Below are 16,222 nucleotides of genomic sequence, written 5' to 3' on the forward strand. Positions count from 1 at the left end.
GCAGCCGGCTCGTGGCGCGGTGCAGACTGCTCTCGCTTGAGATTCCCTGATGATTTTAGCTGATTTAGCCGGACGAATTGTTGGCGAGCGAGGGTTACTGCTGGCCGAGGAGGAGCTGGGGGGTTGCGCCCAGGTCTTCGGAGGCGAAGTCCCGGGCCAGGAGCTTTGGCCACGCGGCGGCGGCGATCATGGCGGCGTTGTCGGTGGAGAGGGCTAACGACGGGAAGGCGATGGGGAGGTTGCGACGGTCGGCTTCGGCCTGAAGGCGGCGGCGCAGTTCGCTGTTGGCGGCTACTCCGCCGGAGACGACGATGCTGCGCGCGCCGAGGGCTTCGGCGGCGGCGAAGGTCTGGCGCTGGAGGTTGCCGACGACGGCGTACTGAAAGGAGGCGATCAGGTCGAGCGTCTGCTGGTCACAGAGCTTGATGACAGCTTCGGACTTTGGGGTCAGGGTTGGGTCGGCAGCGAGGACAGCGCGTCGGGCTTCAATGCTGTCGCGCATGTTGTGGGTTTCGACATAGCGGAGGACTGCGGTCTTAATGCCGCTGAAGGAGAAGTCGAAGTGCGGGCCTTCGGTGTTTGTGGGGGCTTTTTTGTTGGTGACTCCCTCACGAGGGACGCGATGTTTGATCTCGCCGAAGGTGAAGGGGACGGCGCGGGGGTTGCCGTGAGGGGCGAGGGCGTCGATCCAGGGGCCGCCCGGATAGCCGAGGCCGAGGAGCTTGGCGACCTTGTCGTAGGCTTCGCCGGCGGCGTCGTCGACGGTGCGGCCTACGTTGCGATAGGTCCAGTTGGTCTCGCCACCCTGCTCGTGGGTGGCGAGGTAGAGGTGAGTGTGGCCGCCGGAGACGACGAGCGCGAGTAAGGGGAGCTCCATGGGAAGTTCGTTTAACTGACGCGTCTCCATGAGGACGGCGTGGATGTGGCCTTCGAGATGGTTGACGGAGATGAGGGGCTTGTCGAGGCCGAAGGTGAGCGCCTTCGCGTAGGTGATGCCGACCAGGAGTGCTCCGGCGAGTCCAGGACCTGCGGTGACGGCTACGGCGTCGAGGTCGGAGAAGGTGACTGGATGACCAGCCGCAGCGCTGGCGCGGGACATGGCCTCGCGGACGACCGGTACGATGTTGCGCAAGTGCTCTCGGGAGGCGAGTTCGGGAACGACACCGCCGTAGTTTGAGTGGAGCGACATCTGCGAGGCGACGACATTTGACAGGGCTTCGCTGCCTGCGCGGACGACAGCGGCTGCGGTCTCGTCGCAGGAACTTTCGATGCCGAGGATGAGGCCGGTGCCGATTGCTTGGCCACTCGTTTCGCCACACTGGGGACTTTCGCGCATCTCTCTATCATAGGGGAAGCATGAGCGAGCTTTGGGGCGAGAACTCGAGGTACAGGGCAGCGCGAGAGATCGTGGTGTCTCTGCGAGCGGCGGGGTATAAAGCCTACTTCGCGGGTGGTTGCGTGCGGGATCTGCTGCATGGAGTTGAGGCGAAGGACTTTGATGTAGCGACGAGCGCGACGCCGGATGTGGTAATGAGCATGTTTGCGAAGACTTATTCGGTTGGTGCGCACTTTGGGGTGGTTCTGGTCTGCTCGCCGGATGGAGACAGCGATGAGATTGCTACCGAGGTTGCTACGTTTCGGCATGATGGGGCTTACAGCGACGGGAGGAGGCCGGATGCGGTGCGGTTTTCGACCGATCCGCGTGAGGATGTGCAGCGGCGCGACTTTACGATCAACGGAATGCTGTTCGATCCGCTGGCAGGGCCGGGCGAGGAGGCGATTCTTGACTTCGTTGGTGGGCGTGAGGACCTGACGAAGCATCGGGTACGGACGATTGGCGTCGCGAAGGAGCGATTTACCGAAGACAAACTGCGGATGCTGCGGGCGGTGCGGTTTGCGGCTCGGCTGGAGTTCGAAATAGATTCCGCGACTGCTGCGGCGGTCAAGGAGTTGGCAGCAGAGATTACGCAGGTCAGCCTGGAGAGGATTCGTGATGAGTTGACGCTGATGTTGACGGAGGGACATGCGCGGCGGGCGTTCGAGATGCTGTATGAGTACGGCTTGTTGCAGCACATTCTGCCTGAGGCCGTGAAGATGCGCGGGGTAGAGCAGCCGCCACAGTTTCATCCGGAGGGTGATGTGTGGGTGCACACAATGTTGTTGCTTGAGAAGCTGAAGCCGGGTGTATCGCCGACGCTCGCGTGGGGAGCGCTGGTACACGACATCGGCAAGCCTGCTACATTTCGTCCACCTGATCCCAAGAAGCCGGGGGACCGCATCCGGTTCGATGGACACGTTGAAGTGGGAGTCCGCATCGCCAAGACAATTCTTGCGCGGCTGCGATTTTCTAATGAAGACACCGAGCAGATCGTCGCACTGGTGAAGAACCACATGCGCTTTGGAGACATTCTGCAGATGCGCGAGTCGACGCTGAAACGGTTTCTTCGGCTGCCGAAGTTCGACGAACATCTTGGGCTGCACTGGATGGATTGCATGTCGGCGCATGGGGACCTTCGGCTGTACGAGTTTGCGAAGGAGCGGTATGAAGCGGCACCTGTCGAAGAGATGCGACCGAAGCTGCTGGTAACGGGACGGGATCTGATTGCTGCGGGATATCGCCCGAGCCCGCAGTTTAAAGAGATGCTGGAGGCTGCGGAGGACGCTCAGCTTGAGGGTTTAGCGACTACAACCGAAGAGGGTCTGGCCGTCGTGAGGGCGCGCTGGGGTGAACCGCGCGACGCGTAGACTCCCCATGAAAAAAGTTGTCTGGCAGCGCGTAAGGGGGTCTCAGCCGAGCCAGTTTGGATGCGACAGAGGCGTCTGCCGGATGCATTTTTGTAACGGATTTGTCATCGCTAATTCGGGTGTAATGTTGAGAGAGATGGAGTGGTCAGACAGAGCATCGCCTGCTATTCTGCTTTGCATCTTAGAGGGCCTATGGCTACTACGAAATCGCTGCTGAACACTCCTGCCGAGCACACTCCGAATACACAGTTGACCATTGATGGACTGCAGGTGCCTGGGCGATCCGGTGAACTGTTGATCGACCTGCTGAATCGGCGCACCGCGGTGAGTGCACAGAAGCCTGTGCCGCAGGTCTGCTACATGAAGCAGATGGGGCCTATCGAAAGCTGCGACACCTGTCTGGTGAAGGTGAATGGAGAGCTGGCTCGGGCGTGTTCGACCAGAGTCGTCGCGGGAATGAAGGTGGAGACCGCCGGGGAGACTGTCGACATCGCACAGCGCGAGGCCTTCGACCGCATCCTCGAGAATCACATGTTGTACTGCACGGTATGCGACAACAACAATCAGAACTGCACGATCCACAATACGACGGCGGTTCTGGATGTGAAGCACCAGCACCGCGAGTACAAGCGGAAGCCGTATGAAAAGGACATGTCGAACCCGTTCTACCGCTACGATCCGGACCAGTGCATTCTGTGCGGGCGGTGTGTGGAGTCGTGCCAGAACGTGCAGGTGAATGAGACGCTGTCGATCGACTGGGAGAGCGATCATCCGCGGGTGCTGTGGGATGGTGGGACGCAGATTGAAGGCTCGAGCTGCGTCTCATGTGGGCACTGTGTCACGGTCTGTCCGTGCAATGCGCTGATGGAGAAGTCGATGCTGGGCGAGGCCGGCTACATGACCGATCTGCCAGCGGCAACGTTGAACAACATGATCGACGTGGTGAAGGGTGTCGAACCGCCGATCGGATATGGGCCGATCCTGTCGCTCTCTGAGATGGAGTCGGAGATGCGCAACGAACGCACCAAACGCACCAAGACAGTGTGCACCTACTGCGCGGTGGGATGCAGCTTCGAGGTGTGGACCAAGGAACGTCACATTCTGAAGATAGAGCCGACACATGGACCTGCGAATGGGATCTCGACCTGCGTGAAGGGCAAGTTCGCGTGGGGGCATATCAACTCCGATGATCGGCTGGTGAAGCCTCTGCTGCGCGATGGAGAGAGCTTCCGCGAGATCGAATGGGAGGAGGCGCTCGACATCATCGAGCACACCTTCAAACGCATCAAGAACGAGCATGGACCGGATGCGCTGGCGTTTATCGCCTCATCGAAGTGCACCAATGAAGAGAGCTTCGTGATGCAGAAGCTGGCTCGCGCGGTGATCGGCACCAACAACGTCGACAACTGCGCTCGCTACTGCCAGAACCCTGCAACGATGGGACTGCAGCGCACCGTTGGCTACGGCGGCGACTCGGGTTCGATTGCAGATATCGAAAAAGCCGGGCTGGTGTTGATCGTTGGGGCGAATCCTGCGGAGAATCACCCTGTGCTTTGCACGCGGGTGAAGCGCTCGCATAAGCATCGCGGGCAGCGGCTGATCGTCGCTGATCTGCGCAAGCATGAGATGGCCGAACGCGCGGATATCTTCTTCCGTCCGAACCCTTCAACCGACGCGGTGTGGATGTGTGCGGTGTCGAAGTACATCATTGACAGCGGCCTGGCGAAGATGGACTTCGTCAACAAATGGGTGAATCATTTCGATGAGTTCAAGAAGTCGCTTGAACCGTTCACCCTGGAGTATGCCGAGAAGATTACTGGTGTTCCCGCGGCGACACTGACGACGGTGGCGCATGAGATTGCAGGGGCGGATGGGACGTGCATCCTGTTTGCGATGGGCGTGACGCAGCATTGTGGCGGATCGGATACGGCGACCGCGCTCTCGAATCTGCTGCTGGTCACTGGAAACTACATGCGGCCAGGGGCGGGCGCTTATCCGCTGCGCGGCCACAATAATGTGCAGGGAGCGAGCGATTACGGGTCGATGCCGAATGTCTTCAGCGGCTATCAGAAGGTGGACGATCCGGAGGTTCGTGCGAAGTTCGAGGCAGACTGGGGCGTCACGCTGCCGACCACGACGGGCAAAGACAATCACGAGATGGTTGAGGCAATTCTGGATGGAACGCTGAAGTCGCTTTACATCAAAGGTGAGGACACGATCACCTCTGACTCGAACGCGAACTTTGTCGGGAGCGCGCTGGAGAAGCTCGAGTTCCTGATTGTGCAGGACATCAACTTTTCAGAGACTTGCCGTTTTGCCGACCTGATCCTGCCGGCAGCGGCATCGCTTGAAAAAGACGGGACCTACACCAGCACAGAGCGCCGCATTCAACGCATCAACAAGGCGATGGAGCCGTTGGGTGAGTCGAAGGCCGATTGGGAGATCATTCAGCTGATTGCCAATCGGATGGGCGGTAACTGGAACTACAAACATCCTTCCGAGATCATGGACGAGGTGGCGCGGCTAACTCCGCTGTTTGCCGGGGTGAGCTATACGCGGCTGGAGGGCTTCGATAGCCTGCAGTGGCCGGTACATGCGGACGGAACCGACTCGCCGCTGTTGTTTACCGAGGGCTTTCCTTTTCCCGATGGTAGGGCGAAGTTCTATCCGATCGAGTACGTTCCGCCATCGGAGGAGACTAGTTCGGTTTACGATCTGCACCTCAACAACGGCCGTTTGCTAGAGCATTTTGAGCAGGGCAGCATGACCTTCCGTACACCGGGTATTCGGGAGATTACGCCGAATAGCTGGATCGAGGTTTCGCCGGAGCTGGCGGCTGAACGCGGAGTGACTACTGGACGCTTCGTGCAGGTGACCTCGCCGCATGGCAAGGTTCGTGTGCAGGTGTTGGTGTCCGAGCGCGTGAAGGGCAAGCAGCTCTACATGACGCTGAACTCAGTGGACGAACCGGTGAACCGGCTGACCAGCAGTTTTACCGATCGCGCGACGCATACTCCTGCATTCAAAGAGACGGCCGTGAGCATGACGGTGTTGCCGGAGCAGGGCGAGAATCCTCTGCCGCGGAGAAACTTCCGTTACGGCACGCGCACTCCACAGCCGGGTCTCGAGATCGAGCGCAAATGGGCACGCAAGGATTACCATCTGCCCGGCACCGCTGCCTCTGACAAACTCGTTCAGATTACCTCCAATACCGTCTAATTTTTTCGACCTCAGAGCTGTCTTTCAGGAGCTGTTATGGCAAAGCCAATTGCTTTCAAACCGATTACCGTCGACTTTAAAGCCGATCTAGTGCGCAAGCTTGAGAAGGCTCCGGAAGAACATGCCGAGGCGCTGCTGCTGGCCTACGATGTGCTTGAAGAGGCGCACCGGAAGGGTCTGCTCAGCCTGCTGCACGGCGCAATCGGCGCGAAGGATACGATCTTCAATACGTTGTCGAAGTACGCGGCGCAGCCCGAGGGCATCGCAGCAATCCGAAATCTGCTGACCGCCGCGAAGATCCTGACGGAGCTCGATCCTGAGGTGCTCGATCAGCTCTCGAAGGTGATGGCGCATGCGACCAAAGAGCATCAGGCGGAGCGAGAGGCACCGAGCCTGTGGCAGCTGGCCAGACGCGCGACGAGCGAAGACAGCCGCCGCGGACTCTCGTTCATGACGCTGGTTCTCTCCGGGCTGGGCAGGTCGCTGAAGAACTAAGCAACACGATCCCAGGGGAACGCGCGGTGTCGCGGGCTATGGTCAAATAAACGATGTGACTCATTCTTTCGATATAGGCAGTGCACCACATCAGGTCCCGGTAGGCCGGGGCAAGCTTTTTCTCATTGCAGGACCGTGTGTGATCGAGTCCGAGAGCCATGCACGCATGATGGCAGATGCAATTCAACGCATCACCTCAGACCTCGGCGTTCCTTACGTCTTCAAGGCCAGCTACGATAAGGCCAATCGAACCTCTATCAAGAGCTTTCGCGGGCCGGGGCTGGTGGAGGGTTGCCGCATTCTTCGCATGATCGGGGAGAATACGGGCCTGCCTGTGTTGACCGATGTGCACACCGCCGCAGATTGCGACGCTGTTGCCGAAGCAGTGGATGTGCTGCAGATTCCGGCGTTTCTCTGTCGCCAGACGGATCTGCTGATCGCGGCAGCCGAGGCAACGAAGAAGACCGGTGGCGCGATCAACGTGAAGAAGGGCCAGTTTGTCGCGCCCTGGGACATGCGGCACGCCGTCGAAAAGATTCGCGAGAGCGGAAACGAGCGTGTCTCGCTGACCGAACGCGGCGCGAGCTTCGGATACAACAACTTGGTGGTGGATATGCGTTCGCTGCCGGTGATGCGTGGGTTTGCGCCGGTGGTCTTCGATGGCACCCACTCTGTCCAGACGCCTTCAGCGGGCAACGGCGTTAGCGGCGGGCAGCCGGAGTTCATCCCCGTGCTGGCTCGCGCGGCAGTCGCCGCTGGGGTGGATGGTGTCTTTCTTGAAGTTCATAACAATCCTGCTGAGGCGAAGTCCGATGGAGCCAATGCGCTTCATCTAAACCATCTTAAGGCTGTGCTGGAGCAGCTGCTGGCGGTGCAACATGCCGTTCGCTAGAAGAACGTCCTGCCGGACGGGGCCTCCTGCGCGGAGGGCGGTCACTTCGTGACTTGTATACCTTGTCTTGGTTTGGGAATAGGCTGGGTCCTCGCGATGCTCGGGCGTAATCTTCGTGCCGACCAGCGGGAGGCTCTATACAGCCAATTCTGCCTAGACCGGTAGACGCGTCACGAAGTGACCGCCCGCGCGCACCGGGCACGTCCGGCAGGACATTACCGCTTAAAAAAAGCGGCCCCTCAGTGAGGGGCCAATCTGCCTTGGTTCTCTCTGGTTAGGAGAGGTTTTTGCGAGTGCGCTCTAGGTCGCTATCTCGGCAAACTTGCGGACGGTGCGGGACTAACTACACCGTCCTGGGGGAGGGCTACTGATTCACCTCTTGTGGTGAACTTACTCCCGCGTGGGAGGTCTTTGGCGTTGCTGTTGCGCTGGACGCCGAGTCGGAGCTCATCGATGCCAGGCTGTTATGGAGCAGCGTGACGCGAACACCGTTTACGACTGCCTGCTCGCCATCTGCCGGCTTGGCGGTGTTCTTGCCGAGGCCAGTCTTGTAGATGCGGTAGACCGGAACCTGATGTTCGGTGACGAGGTAACGGACGACAGAGTCAGCCATTGCCTGCGAGGTCTGAACACCGGATTTGCTATAACCCTGCACTTCGATGATGTAGCCCTTCTCGCCAGAAAGTGTAGTGGCGAGATTGTCGAGATCGGATTTACCGGTGGGCCCGAGAGCGGTACGACCCGAGGCAAACTTCACTGATGTCGAAGAGACTGTCTGGTATTGATCGAGATTGCCGACCGTGTTGCCGAGGGAATCTGTGCGGCTACTTGCATTACCGGCAAGGGTCTGGGCGGAGTTCGCACGATTCGCCGCATCCTGTGCATGCTGATCGGCGGTGTTTGCCGAATTCATTGCATTCTTGATGCGAGCCTGCGAACGGGAGTCTACATCCTTGATATCGTTAGCGTTCTTAGACTGAAGCTGATCGAGTTCGTTGACCTGACCCTTGATCGGAGCTGTCTGCCTGTTTACCCACTTCTTGCGGGCAAACGGGTTCATGTGGCCCCAGAAGCCTTCCTTCGATTGATCAGCGAGGGGCTTGCCGGTGGCGTAGGTGGACTTGTCGTCTGGACTCGTTGCGCCCGAAGTCGAGCTGGCTGCTGCTGGGTCTGTTGTCTGCGTCGCGGGAGTGCTCGTCTGAGCGAATGCCGAGATGCCCAATGCACTACCTAACAGTAAAGCTGGGAGGCCGAAAGTAGTTCCGGATTTCATCATTTGGTCTGCTCTCCTTTTCTGACTCTGCGCCTGTGTTCCAGACGTCAACATGCACTTGCTAGAGCAGGTAGCGTGCCAAAGTACTTAAACGTATCAACCCATTGATAATATGTAGCTTAGACAAGATCGTGAGTTCCAGACAGGCGGGAGATTACAACCGACTCACGCAAAATCTTCCCGGGGGCCGGGTAACTATTACCCGATCTCCCCTAAGGGCCGCTACTTTATGTTCACGCTAATGATGTGAATCTCGGGCATTTGCGTGTTCCAGTTGGCTGGAATTGTCTCGAAGATAAGGCGAAAGTCGCGCTCGTCACCCGGCTTTAAGGGGGAGGCGCTGATCGGCTGAGTGTCGATGTAAGGCTCACGCATCCGGACTACCGACAATGGCAGCGTCTCCACCTGCGGCGGCATCGCCTCGTCGTTGCGGAAGATTACCTGTACCGTGACGCTAGTTACCGTCTGCCCACCGGCGTTCTGGATGTGACCGTCGATGAAGGTCGACTTTCCTCCTGAGAGGCTCGTCGACTCGCTCATCGCAAGCTGCGAAAGAGGAAGCTCTGCAGCGTAGGCGGCCAGTGGCTGGATCGTATTGGGGGAAGCCTGCGGCTTGTGGCGCGTCGCGAAGACCAGGCCGATGAGCACCACCACGACCACCAACCCCGCCACACCCCATGCTGCGGCCGGAACTCCACCTCCTTCCGGCGGCTTGCTTTCGAACATCGCAGGCTGTGGGCTACTGTTCTCGCTGCTCCCTGGGGGAATCGGAGTGCTCCGTGAGGAATCAGATGGATTAACGGGGGTATCGAGTGGACGACGGTCTTCGCTCATAAGCGGAGATTTTATACCGCTGGATGCCACTGCCAACTGAACCTGCTCTTTCGTTCAGCCGCCCTTGACCTCCCCAAAAGGAATCAATAGAGGGTCCGCGACAAAAACTTCGACGAATTTTCATGCCAACACCAGAACTTCATGGTGCATTCTCGCGTTAAGGAACATCTATAGGGTGTCGGCTAATTGCACCTGGACGGATCTTTGACCGACTGCAGCGGATCGGAACCGCGAGGAGAGGTAAGCATGAACGAGCAAATCGATCTTTCGCCTGAGCTGCCGTTCTCGCCCCTGGATCCTAAGAACGGCCTGCGGGTTGCCGAAGGGGTCGCGGTTCCCATCGCGGCAGACCGCATGTATCAGCTCGCCGCGCTTACTGCCGGCCTGTTTCTGCTGGTCACGCTGGTCTAAATTCGTTAGGCTCGCTGTTGCGTTAGCTCATGCTTCAAACGACAGCGACCGATGCCTGAAATAACATCGCTTAGGCAAAGCTGGCGCGTTTGACCTTCTGGCGGAAGTCTTCGCCCTGCATCTCTACGACAACACACATCTCCTGCAGTCGGGACCGCATCCGTTCGCCGATCCTGTCGCCGAGCGTCTCCTCGCGCATCGCCCCACGCACGCCGCTCTCGGTGCCAAGAGGGCCCGCGTTCGCGTAATTGGTTGTGATGATCGTGGTGCGGCGGTCGTTGTAGCGGGTGTTTAGAATGTGTGCGACCGTGTCCCAAACCCAGTCTGTGGGCTTCGACGCGCCGAGTTCGTCCAGCACTAGAACCTCGGCGTCGAAGACAGGTGCCAGTACCTCGAGCTCGGTGGCGGAGACCTTATTGTTGTAGCTGTTCTGCACCTGCTTCAACAGGTCGCGGTAGTCGAAGAAGAGACCGGTTGCGCCGCGTTCCGCCACCAGCGCCTGCAGAATCCCCACTGCCAGATGCGTCTTTCCGACGCCGATCGAACCAGTGATCAGCAGCCCGGTTCCAGCCGTCTCGACCGGGTAGCCGTCGACGAACTTCCTTGCGCGCAGATGGGCCAGAGTGAGCGACCGATTTGAGGAGGGAAAGTCCGTCTCGTAGCTCTCTAGCGAACAGTGTTCGTACCGCTTCGGGATGTGGGCCCGGCCCAGCATCCGCTCAGCGCGCCTCTGAACCCGGCAGACGCAGTCTTTGACGAACTGCCTGCCATCCTCCTGCAGGATCAGCATCCCCGCCCCACCGCATATCGTGCAGACTTCACTCATGGCCGTCCTCTCAGTATGGCAGCATCTGAATCCAATTGCCCCCTGTGCGAATCTGAGTTAAACTGAGGAAACTGCTTGAGCGCTCCGAAAAGGCGCAAGCGGCGGCGCGACAGGCCCTTCGATGTGACGTGAACTCTTCCGTTGCAAGCGATCCGCGAGCCGGCAGGCATACCCCAAGATTGAGAAAAGGATAGTTAACATGCCAAAAGAAGGTATTCACCCGAAGTACGACAACATCCACGTCAAATGCGCCTGCGGGAACACGTTTGAGACCCGCTCCACGCATAAGGGCGACATCGTCGTCGAAATCTGCTCCGCCTGCCACCCTTTCTTCACCGGCAAGCAGAAGCTGATCGACACCGCAGGTCGCGTCGAGCGCTTCCGCCGCAAGTTCGCCAAGTCGGATGCCGGCAAGGCAGAGACCGCCGCGAAGTAAGCGGACGCCTAAATCACCCCAGGGGCCTCCGCACTACGCGGAGGCCTTTGTTTTGTCTAAACTAGTCACAAGAAGGACCACAAGCAGCTGTCGCCATGAAGAAGCGTTACACCCTCGAGCAGAAGCGTTGGGACGATCCGGCCGAACACGCGATGCCGGAGCACTCCCGCGTACCTGCGAGCTTCACCATCGGCAACGTGAAGATCGCTCCTGCGACGGTTCTTGCTCCCATGGCAGGTGTAACCGACACAGTCTTTCGCCGCTTCATCAAGAACGCGAGCCAGTTTACGAGCGCGACCGATGACGCAGTCGATCGGGCGTCAAATATTGACAGCGTCACTTCGAATCAGCAGTCCGGCTGCGGCCTCATCATGACGGAGTTCACCTCCGCCGACGGCCTCTCCCGCATGCGCGAGACCAAGCGTAAACGCTATCTGACCTACTACGACGACGAGCACCCCATCTCCGCGCAGCTCTTCGGCTCGAACCCCGCAACGCTCGCTGACTCAGCGCGCATCGTGCAGGACGCTGGCTTCGACATCGTCGATCTGAATCTCGGCTGCCCGGCCAAGCGCGTCGTCGCCTGCAATGGAGGCTCCGGCCTGCTGCGCGATCTGCCCCTGATCGAGACGATCTTCAAGACCGTACGTGCCGCCGTTTCAATTCCCTTCACCGTAAAGTTCCGCATGGGTTGGAGCGACAAGCACATCGTCTGCGTCGACCTTGCGAAGATGGCCGAGGACTGCGGCCTGAACGCCGTTGCACTGCACGCCCGCACCCGCGAAGACGGCTACACCGGCCAGGCGCGCTGGGAGTACATCGCTGCGGTGAAAGACGCTGTAAAGATTCCGGTGATCGGCAACGGTGACATCCGCACTCCCGAGGACGCCGCCGCCATGGTCGACGTCACCGGATGCGACGCTGTAATGATCGGTCGCACCGCTCCTTCGAATCCTTGGATCTTCCGGCAGATCGCGCAGTACACGGCGTCAAAAGAGGCCACTGGCGTCGGTACCTACGATCACCCCACCGACCAGGATCGCTATCGCATGATCCGCACCTACTTCCAGATGCTGGTCGATGAGATCGCGCTCGAAGAGCGAGCCGAAGCAGCACGCGCGGAGGCCATCACCGCGGCAGGCCAGGTCGCACGCGAGCAGCGCCACCGCGACTGCGTCGGCAAGATGAAGCAGTTCGCCAGCTGGTTTACCCATGGCGTTCCCGGCGGAGGCGCACTACGCAAGCAGATCTTCGAATCGAAGAACGGCGACGCAGTTCTCGGCGCGATTGAAAGCTTCTTCTCGAACCGCGCGGACGAGCTCGTTTCCCATCCCGAGATGGTCACGCAGGACGGCCAGCTTCTCACCTCCGCAGCCTACTGTGATTGATTGCGGCTAGACTCTGCCCTGCAACACGTGCGTGGAGTGTGACCCGGCGTCTGTGTTCCGTTTGCGCCACACAGCTTTCACCTTCGCACGCCAACGCTCATCAAGCGCAATAAGACTCCATTCGACTCGCGGTGAAAGGTACCGCAGCACGACTTCCGTCGCAGGATGAACTCTCAGCGCTGGTGCCACCAGATAAAGTCGCGGAGGCTCGGCCGACAAGCGCAGCCCGCCGAAGTATCCGTGCCGCTGAAACTCTCCCAACCCAGTGGTGTTATCGGGATTCTGCAGATGGTGCCATCGCACCCGGACCCAGTAATCCAGCCCCTGCAGAGCGAGGTGAAGGTCTTCGTCGGCCTTCAATTCAATGACCGCCAACCGTCCGTCTTCGGTGATGCCGAGCAGGTCGAGCATTCCACGATCCGCGGCGGCGAACGCAGGCACCTGCGTGTAAACATGCTTCGGATCGAGGCGCGCATCGAGCGGCTCCAAATCACGCCTCAGCACGCTCTCCAGCCAACGCTCCGGCTGCATTCGGTAGAGTGGATTGCGCTTGTCGCCGCCAGCGATGCGCCGTGCAAACAATCGCGCCACCAGCTCGCGCAGCTCGTTCACATTCTCTTCGGTCATGGGAGTCTCGTTCGCGCCGGCGCCGAAGGTGATCTCCTGCGCACTGTTGAACGAGTTTCCCGCGTAGCCCATTCGCACCCGCGCAAACTCCAGGCCGTGCAGCAAAAACGCTAGCTCCGTGCCGCTGCGAAGACGCTGCTCCACCACCGCGCGCATCGTCTCCGGCACGAGCGTCATCACACGGAGCGTGGACTCGGCAAATCGCTCGTGTGCGGATTGCTCATTAGGAGCATGCATCAGACGGGTGGTCAGGTTGCCATGGTCGGCCGCGTCACGCTGCTCCAACTCTTCCGACTTCTGGTCCAACTCCCACAACTCCCACCGGGCAACCGACGGGTTGAGCCACGCCATTCGCGAAAGAGTCAGTATCGCCATTCCACGCGGCACGATCAGCTTCAATCCTTGATACAGCCTTCGCCCATCCCCGGAGTCGCGGCAGTGCTGCAGCCATAGAATCCCCAGAGTCAAAATTCCATCGACGGTCGCCTGGGTCTCCTCTGCATTCACGGCGATCACAGCCCAGGCCTTTTGCCCCTGGATCAGCGATCCGCGCGCATATGCAGGCCCGAAGCTCTTCTCAAGATCCATCGCCGTACGAAGCCCATCCACCTTGAACTCAGGAAAACTGCGCAGCAGAACGCGCTCCAACACCTTCAGATACCGCACTCGCGTCGCCTCCCGCGTAGAAGGTGTACGGCGATCGCGATCGGTTACAAGTTCAAGCGTCTGCGGTTTGGTCTGTCCGAACCGATGCGTGCTCAGCCGCAGCACTCCGTTGCGAAGCGTCGTACCACTCACTCGTCGAACGAGATTGCGGTCCTCTCCCCACAGATGCAGCGTGCACCGGCCGTGCTCGGTCGCAAGCTTGTACTTTGCCTCGCGCATGTCGAAGAGGACTTTGCCATCTTCCAGCACCACGGCACGGGGAGATTCAGCTAAAAAGGATTCAAGTGCAGCGGTGATCTGTTCTACCGTCTGCACGGGCTCCGCGGAGGAGACTCTTGGCGGCATAGCCGAACGTTAGCACATCTGCGAGCCTGAAAAGCTCTCGCGATCTACAACGAAAGCTTGAAGTGATAGTCGGAGATGCGCAGGCCGTGCCGGAAGTAGAATGCGTGCGCCTCATGCCGGTGCGTTCCCGAGTCGAGCATGAAGGTGGTGCATCCTGCCTCCTTCGCCAGCGCAATCAGCCACGTTATCATCGACTCGCCATGTCCCTTCGAGCGCGCCGCTTCGTCCGTTACCAGATCATCCACGTAGAGCGTCTTGCCGCTCCACAGCAGAGTCTGCATGCGGAAGCCAGCGACTGAGACGATCTCACCGTCCGACTCCAGAAAAGCGAGTTGATACCCCTCGGCCTGCTGCGTTTGAATGCGTCCGACGAACTCCTCGGCAACCAACATGGGTCGAAGCTGGCGCATCACAGGAAAGCAGCGGTCGATCTCGCTCGGCATCGTAGCAATCTGAATGGTGGACATAGACGGGCGGCCCGCTACCATCCTTCTTTCGCACGCAGATGCGTGATGTGAGCTACGTGATGGCGCGAGTGCCAGGCGTAGGTCAGCGCTGACATCTCCACCGTCACGCGGCCATCCTCCGGATGGAGGTACCCGCGCTGCCACTGCTGTTCGTCGAGAGACTGCAACAGCATCACCCAGCGGGCATGAAGGGCTTCCACCAGCTCCAGCGACCACTCCACCGGAGCCGCCATGTCATGGAGCTTTGCCCAGGCGCCTTCGTCGTACGATTTGACCGCCGGCCAGTCCTCAGTCAGCGCAAGCTTCACCCGGACGAAGGCGTTCATGTGGCTATCCGCGACATGATGAACCACCTGTCGCAGCGTCCATCCGCCTTCGCGATACGGCGTACCCAACTGAGCCGAACTCAATCCGTCCACGGCATTGCGCAGTTGTTCGGGCAGCTCAGCGAGCGAAGCAACGGCCCCGGTTCGCTCGTCTGCAGAGATGGATGTTGGCGCTTCGAAAACACCTATGGGGAACCTCGGGTCTACATCAATCTGCGCCATGGCCTCGCCTCCATACCTCTACCAGCAACTTAGCACACGAAATTGTGTAACCTTCTATGAAGATTCCGTTGTGTGCCTCGAAGCTTTCCTATGCGATTTTCAGCACTACGCCTTGCACTACTCTTTGCCACCACTCCTGTGTACGCGCAGCAGTACCCTGCTTCGGCCTCGAATCATGCGGTTACAGACGCGAGCCGATCCAACGGCGCGGTCCGCGAGTATGTCGGCTTCGACAGCAACGACTATCCAGGGGACCAAGCACTGCCTGCCCTGCAAAGACACTTCGCCTTCGTCGGATATTGGCTCAACAACCCGCCCGGCGAAAGGCAGAACGGCTGGGTTGGCAAGCGCGAGACTTTGAGGCGCAACGGCTTCGGCTTCCTCGTACTGTTCAACGGCCGGCTTGAGTCGGAGATCAAGAAAGCCAGGCGATCCGGAACGCCACCGGTCACGCTCGGAGCCAGGGACGCCACAGCCGCAGTCGCCGCAGCCGAGCGCGAACACTTTCCTGCTCAGACGATCATCTTTTTGGATCAGGAGGAAGGCGGTCGCCTCACCGCGGATCAGTCGGCGTATCTTCTTGCGTGGACAGAGGCAGTAGCTAAATCAGGCTATCTCCCCGGGGTCTATGGCAGCGGCCAGCCAGTCGGCGACGGCCCGGGCAAGACCATCACCACGGTTCAGGATATTCGCGAGCAAGTCGCCGCTCAACACCTTCACCAGGTTGCGATGTGGGTCTATCAGGACGCCTGCCCACCCGCCAATGGATGCAGCCTGCAGCCTCCTCGGTTCGACTCCAGCGGTACCCCGGACATCGCAGTGTGGCAATACGCTCAATCTCCAAGACGCAAGGAGATAACTGCCGCCTGCAGCGCAACCTACGCCGCCGACGGCAACTGCTACGCTTCCGGCCTGCCGAATCTGCCACTCGATCTCAGCGTTTCAGGCTCCGCCGACCCCTCGCAGGGACGCTGAAACCGACCCAAAAGCTCGCGGATTTTCCCGAAAAAGAGAGGTCGATAGGCATACTCCCGCCGCACCTCCGCAAGA

General features: G+C 59.6%; 15 protein-coding genes. 8 read left to right on the top strand and 7 right to left on the bottom strand.

Annotated features, from left to right (window positions below; all coding sequences use genetic code 11):
- Window positions 1–94: 94 nt before the first annotated feature.
- Entirely contained in the window at window positions 95–1,336 is a 1,242-nt protein-coding gene (gene tsaD / locus RBB81_RS02290; RefSeq protein WP_353072573.1) for a tRNA (adenosine(37)-N6)-threonylcarbamoyltransferase complex transferase subunit TsaD, read from the bottom strand.
- A gap of 20 nt (window positions 1,337–1,356) precedes the next feature.
- Between tsaD and RBB81_RS02295 the strand changes: the two genes are divergently transcribed.
- The 4 genes from RBB81_RS02295 (at window position 1,357) to kdsA (ending at window position 7,351) form a co-directional block, all read left to right on the top strand.
- Complete coding sequence (locus tag RBB81_RS02295) at window positions 1,357–2,745, top strand: CCA tRNA nucleotidyltransferase (RefSeq protein WP_353072574.1); 1,389 nt, start codon at window positions 1,357–1,359, stop codon at window positions 2,743–2,745.
- Between the two features lie 192 nt (window positions 2,746–2,937).
- Window positions 2,938–5,964 carry a formate dehydrogenase subunit alpha gene (fdhF, locus tag RBB81_RS02300; RefSeq protein ID WP_353072575.1) on the top strand — a complete coding sequence of 1,009 codons (3,027 nt, stop codon included), beginning with the start codon at window positions 2,938–2,940 and terminating at the stop codon, window positions 5,962–5,964.
- A 36-nt stretch (window positions 5,965–6,000) separates the two neighbouring features.
- Window positions 6,001–6,459, top strand: coding sequence for a DUF1641 domain-containing protein (locus RBB81_RS02305; protein ID WP_179586291.1), 459 nt, complete (start codon window positions 6,001–6,003; stop codon window positions 6,457–6,459).
- 55 nt (window positions 6,460–6,514) lie between these two features.
- Complete coding sequence (gene kdsA, locus RBB81_RS02310) at window positions 6,515–7,351, top strand: 3-deoxy-8-phosphooctulonate synthase (RefSeq protein ID WP_353072576.1); 837 nt, start codon at window positions 6,515–6,517, stop codon at window positions 7,349–7,351.
- Window positions 7,352–7,715: 364 nt separating this feature from the next.
- Here the strand turns inward: kdsA and RBB81_RS02315 are convergent, their stop codons facing one another.
- The gene (locus RBB81_RS02315) at window positions 7,716–8,627 is read right to left on the bottom strand and encodes an OmpA family protein (RefSeq protein ID WP_353072577.1); all 912 of its coding nucleotides are present in this window, start codon (window positions 8,625–8,627) and stop codon (window positions 7,716–7,718) included.
- 219 nt (window positions 8,628–8,846) lie between these two features.
- On the bottom strand, window positions 8,847–9,350 hold the full coding sequence (locus RBB81_RS02320; RefSeq protein WP_353072578.1) for a DUF2393 family protein: 504 nt from the start codon (window positions 9,348–9,350) through the stop codon (window positions 8,847–8,849).
- 354 nt (window positions 9,351–9,704) lie between these two features.
- Here RBB81_RS02320 and RBB81_RS02325 point away from each other — a divergent pair, with 354 nt between their 5' ends.
- Window positions 9,705–9,869 (top strand): hypothetical protein, encoded by a 165-nt coding sequence (locus tag RBB81_RS02325; protein WP_183791361.1) that lies wholly within the window; start codon window positions 9,705–9,707, stop codon window positions 9,867–9,869.
- A gap of 70 nt (window positions 9,870–9,939) precedes the next feature.
- On the opposite strand, the gene RBB81_RS02330 is transcribed toward RBB81_RS02325, so the two are convergent.
- Entirely contained in the window at window positions 9,940–10,695 is a 756-nt protein-coding gene (locus RBB81_RS02330) for an ATP-binding protein (RefSeq protein WP_183791359.1), read from the bottom strand.
- A 199-nt stretch (window positions 10,696–10,894) separates the two neighbouring features.
- On the opposite strand from RBB81_RS02330, the gene rpmE reads away from it, so the two are divergent.
- Window positions 10,895–11,131, top strand: a complete 237-nt coding sequence (gene rpmE / locus RBB81_RS02335; protein WP_179586303.1) for a 50S ribosomal protein L31 — start codon at window positions 10,895–10,897, stop codon at window positions 11,129–11,131.
- A gap of 95 nt (window positions 11,132–11,226) precedes the next feature.
- On the top strand, window positions 11,227–12,519 hold the full coding sequence (locus RBB81_RS02340) for a tRNA dihydrouridine synthase (protein ID WP_353072579.1): 1,293 nt from the start codon (window positions 11,227–11,229) through the stop codon (window positions 12,517–12,519).
- 6 nt (window positions 12,520–12,525) lie between these two features.
- Here the strand turns inward: RBB81_RS02340 and RBB81_RS02345 are convergent, their stop codons facing one another.
- From RBB81_RS02345 to RBB81_RS02355, 3 genes are all read right to left on the bottom strand, one after another.
- Complete coding sequence (locus RBB81_RS02345; protein WP_353072580.1) at window positions 12,526–14,127, bottom strand: hypothetical protein; 1,602 nt, start codon at window positions 14,125–14,127, stop codon at window positions 12,526–12,528.
- Between the two features lie 74 nt (window positions 14,128–14,201).
- Window positions 14,202–14,624, bottom strand: a complete 423-nt coding sequence (locus RBB81_RS02350) for a GNAT family N-acetyltransferase (protein ID WP_353072581.1) — start codon at window positions 14,622–14,624, stop codon at window positions 14,202–14,204.
- A 14-nt stretch (window positions 14,625–14,638) separates the two neighbouring features.
- Window positions 14,639–15,172, bottom strand: a complete 534-nt coding sequence (locus RBB81_RS02355; RefSeq protein ID WP_179586309.1) for a YfiT family bacillithiol transferase — start codon at window positions 15,170–15,172, stop codon at window positions 14,639–14,641.
- 90 nt (window positions 15,173–15,262) lie between these two features.
- On the opposite strand from RBB81_RS02355, the gene RBB81_RS02360 reads away from it, so the two are divergent.
- A complete protein-coding gene (locus RBB81_RS02360) occupies window positions 15,263–16,147 on the top strand; it encodes a glycoside hydrolase domain-containing protein (protein ID WP_353072582.1) in 885 nt (294 codons plus the stop codon).
- Window positions 16,148–16,222: the final 75 nt, after the last annotated feature.

It is taken from the genome of Tunturibacter gelidoferens, assembly GCF_040358255.1.
GTDB classification, from domain to species: domain Bacteria; phylum Acidobacteriota; class Terriglobia; order Terriglobales; family Acidobacteriaceae; genus Edaphobacter; species Edaphobacter gelidiferens.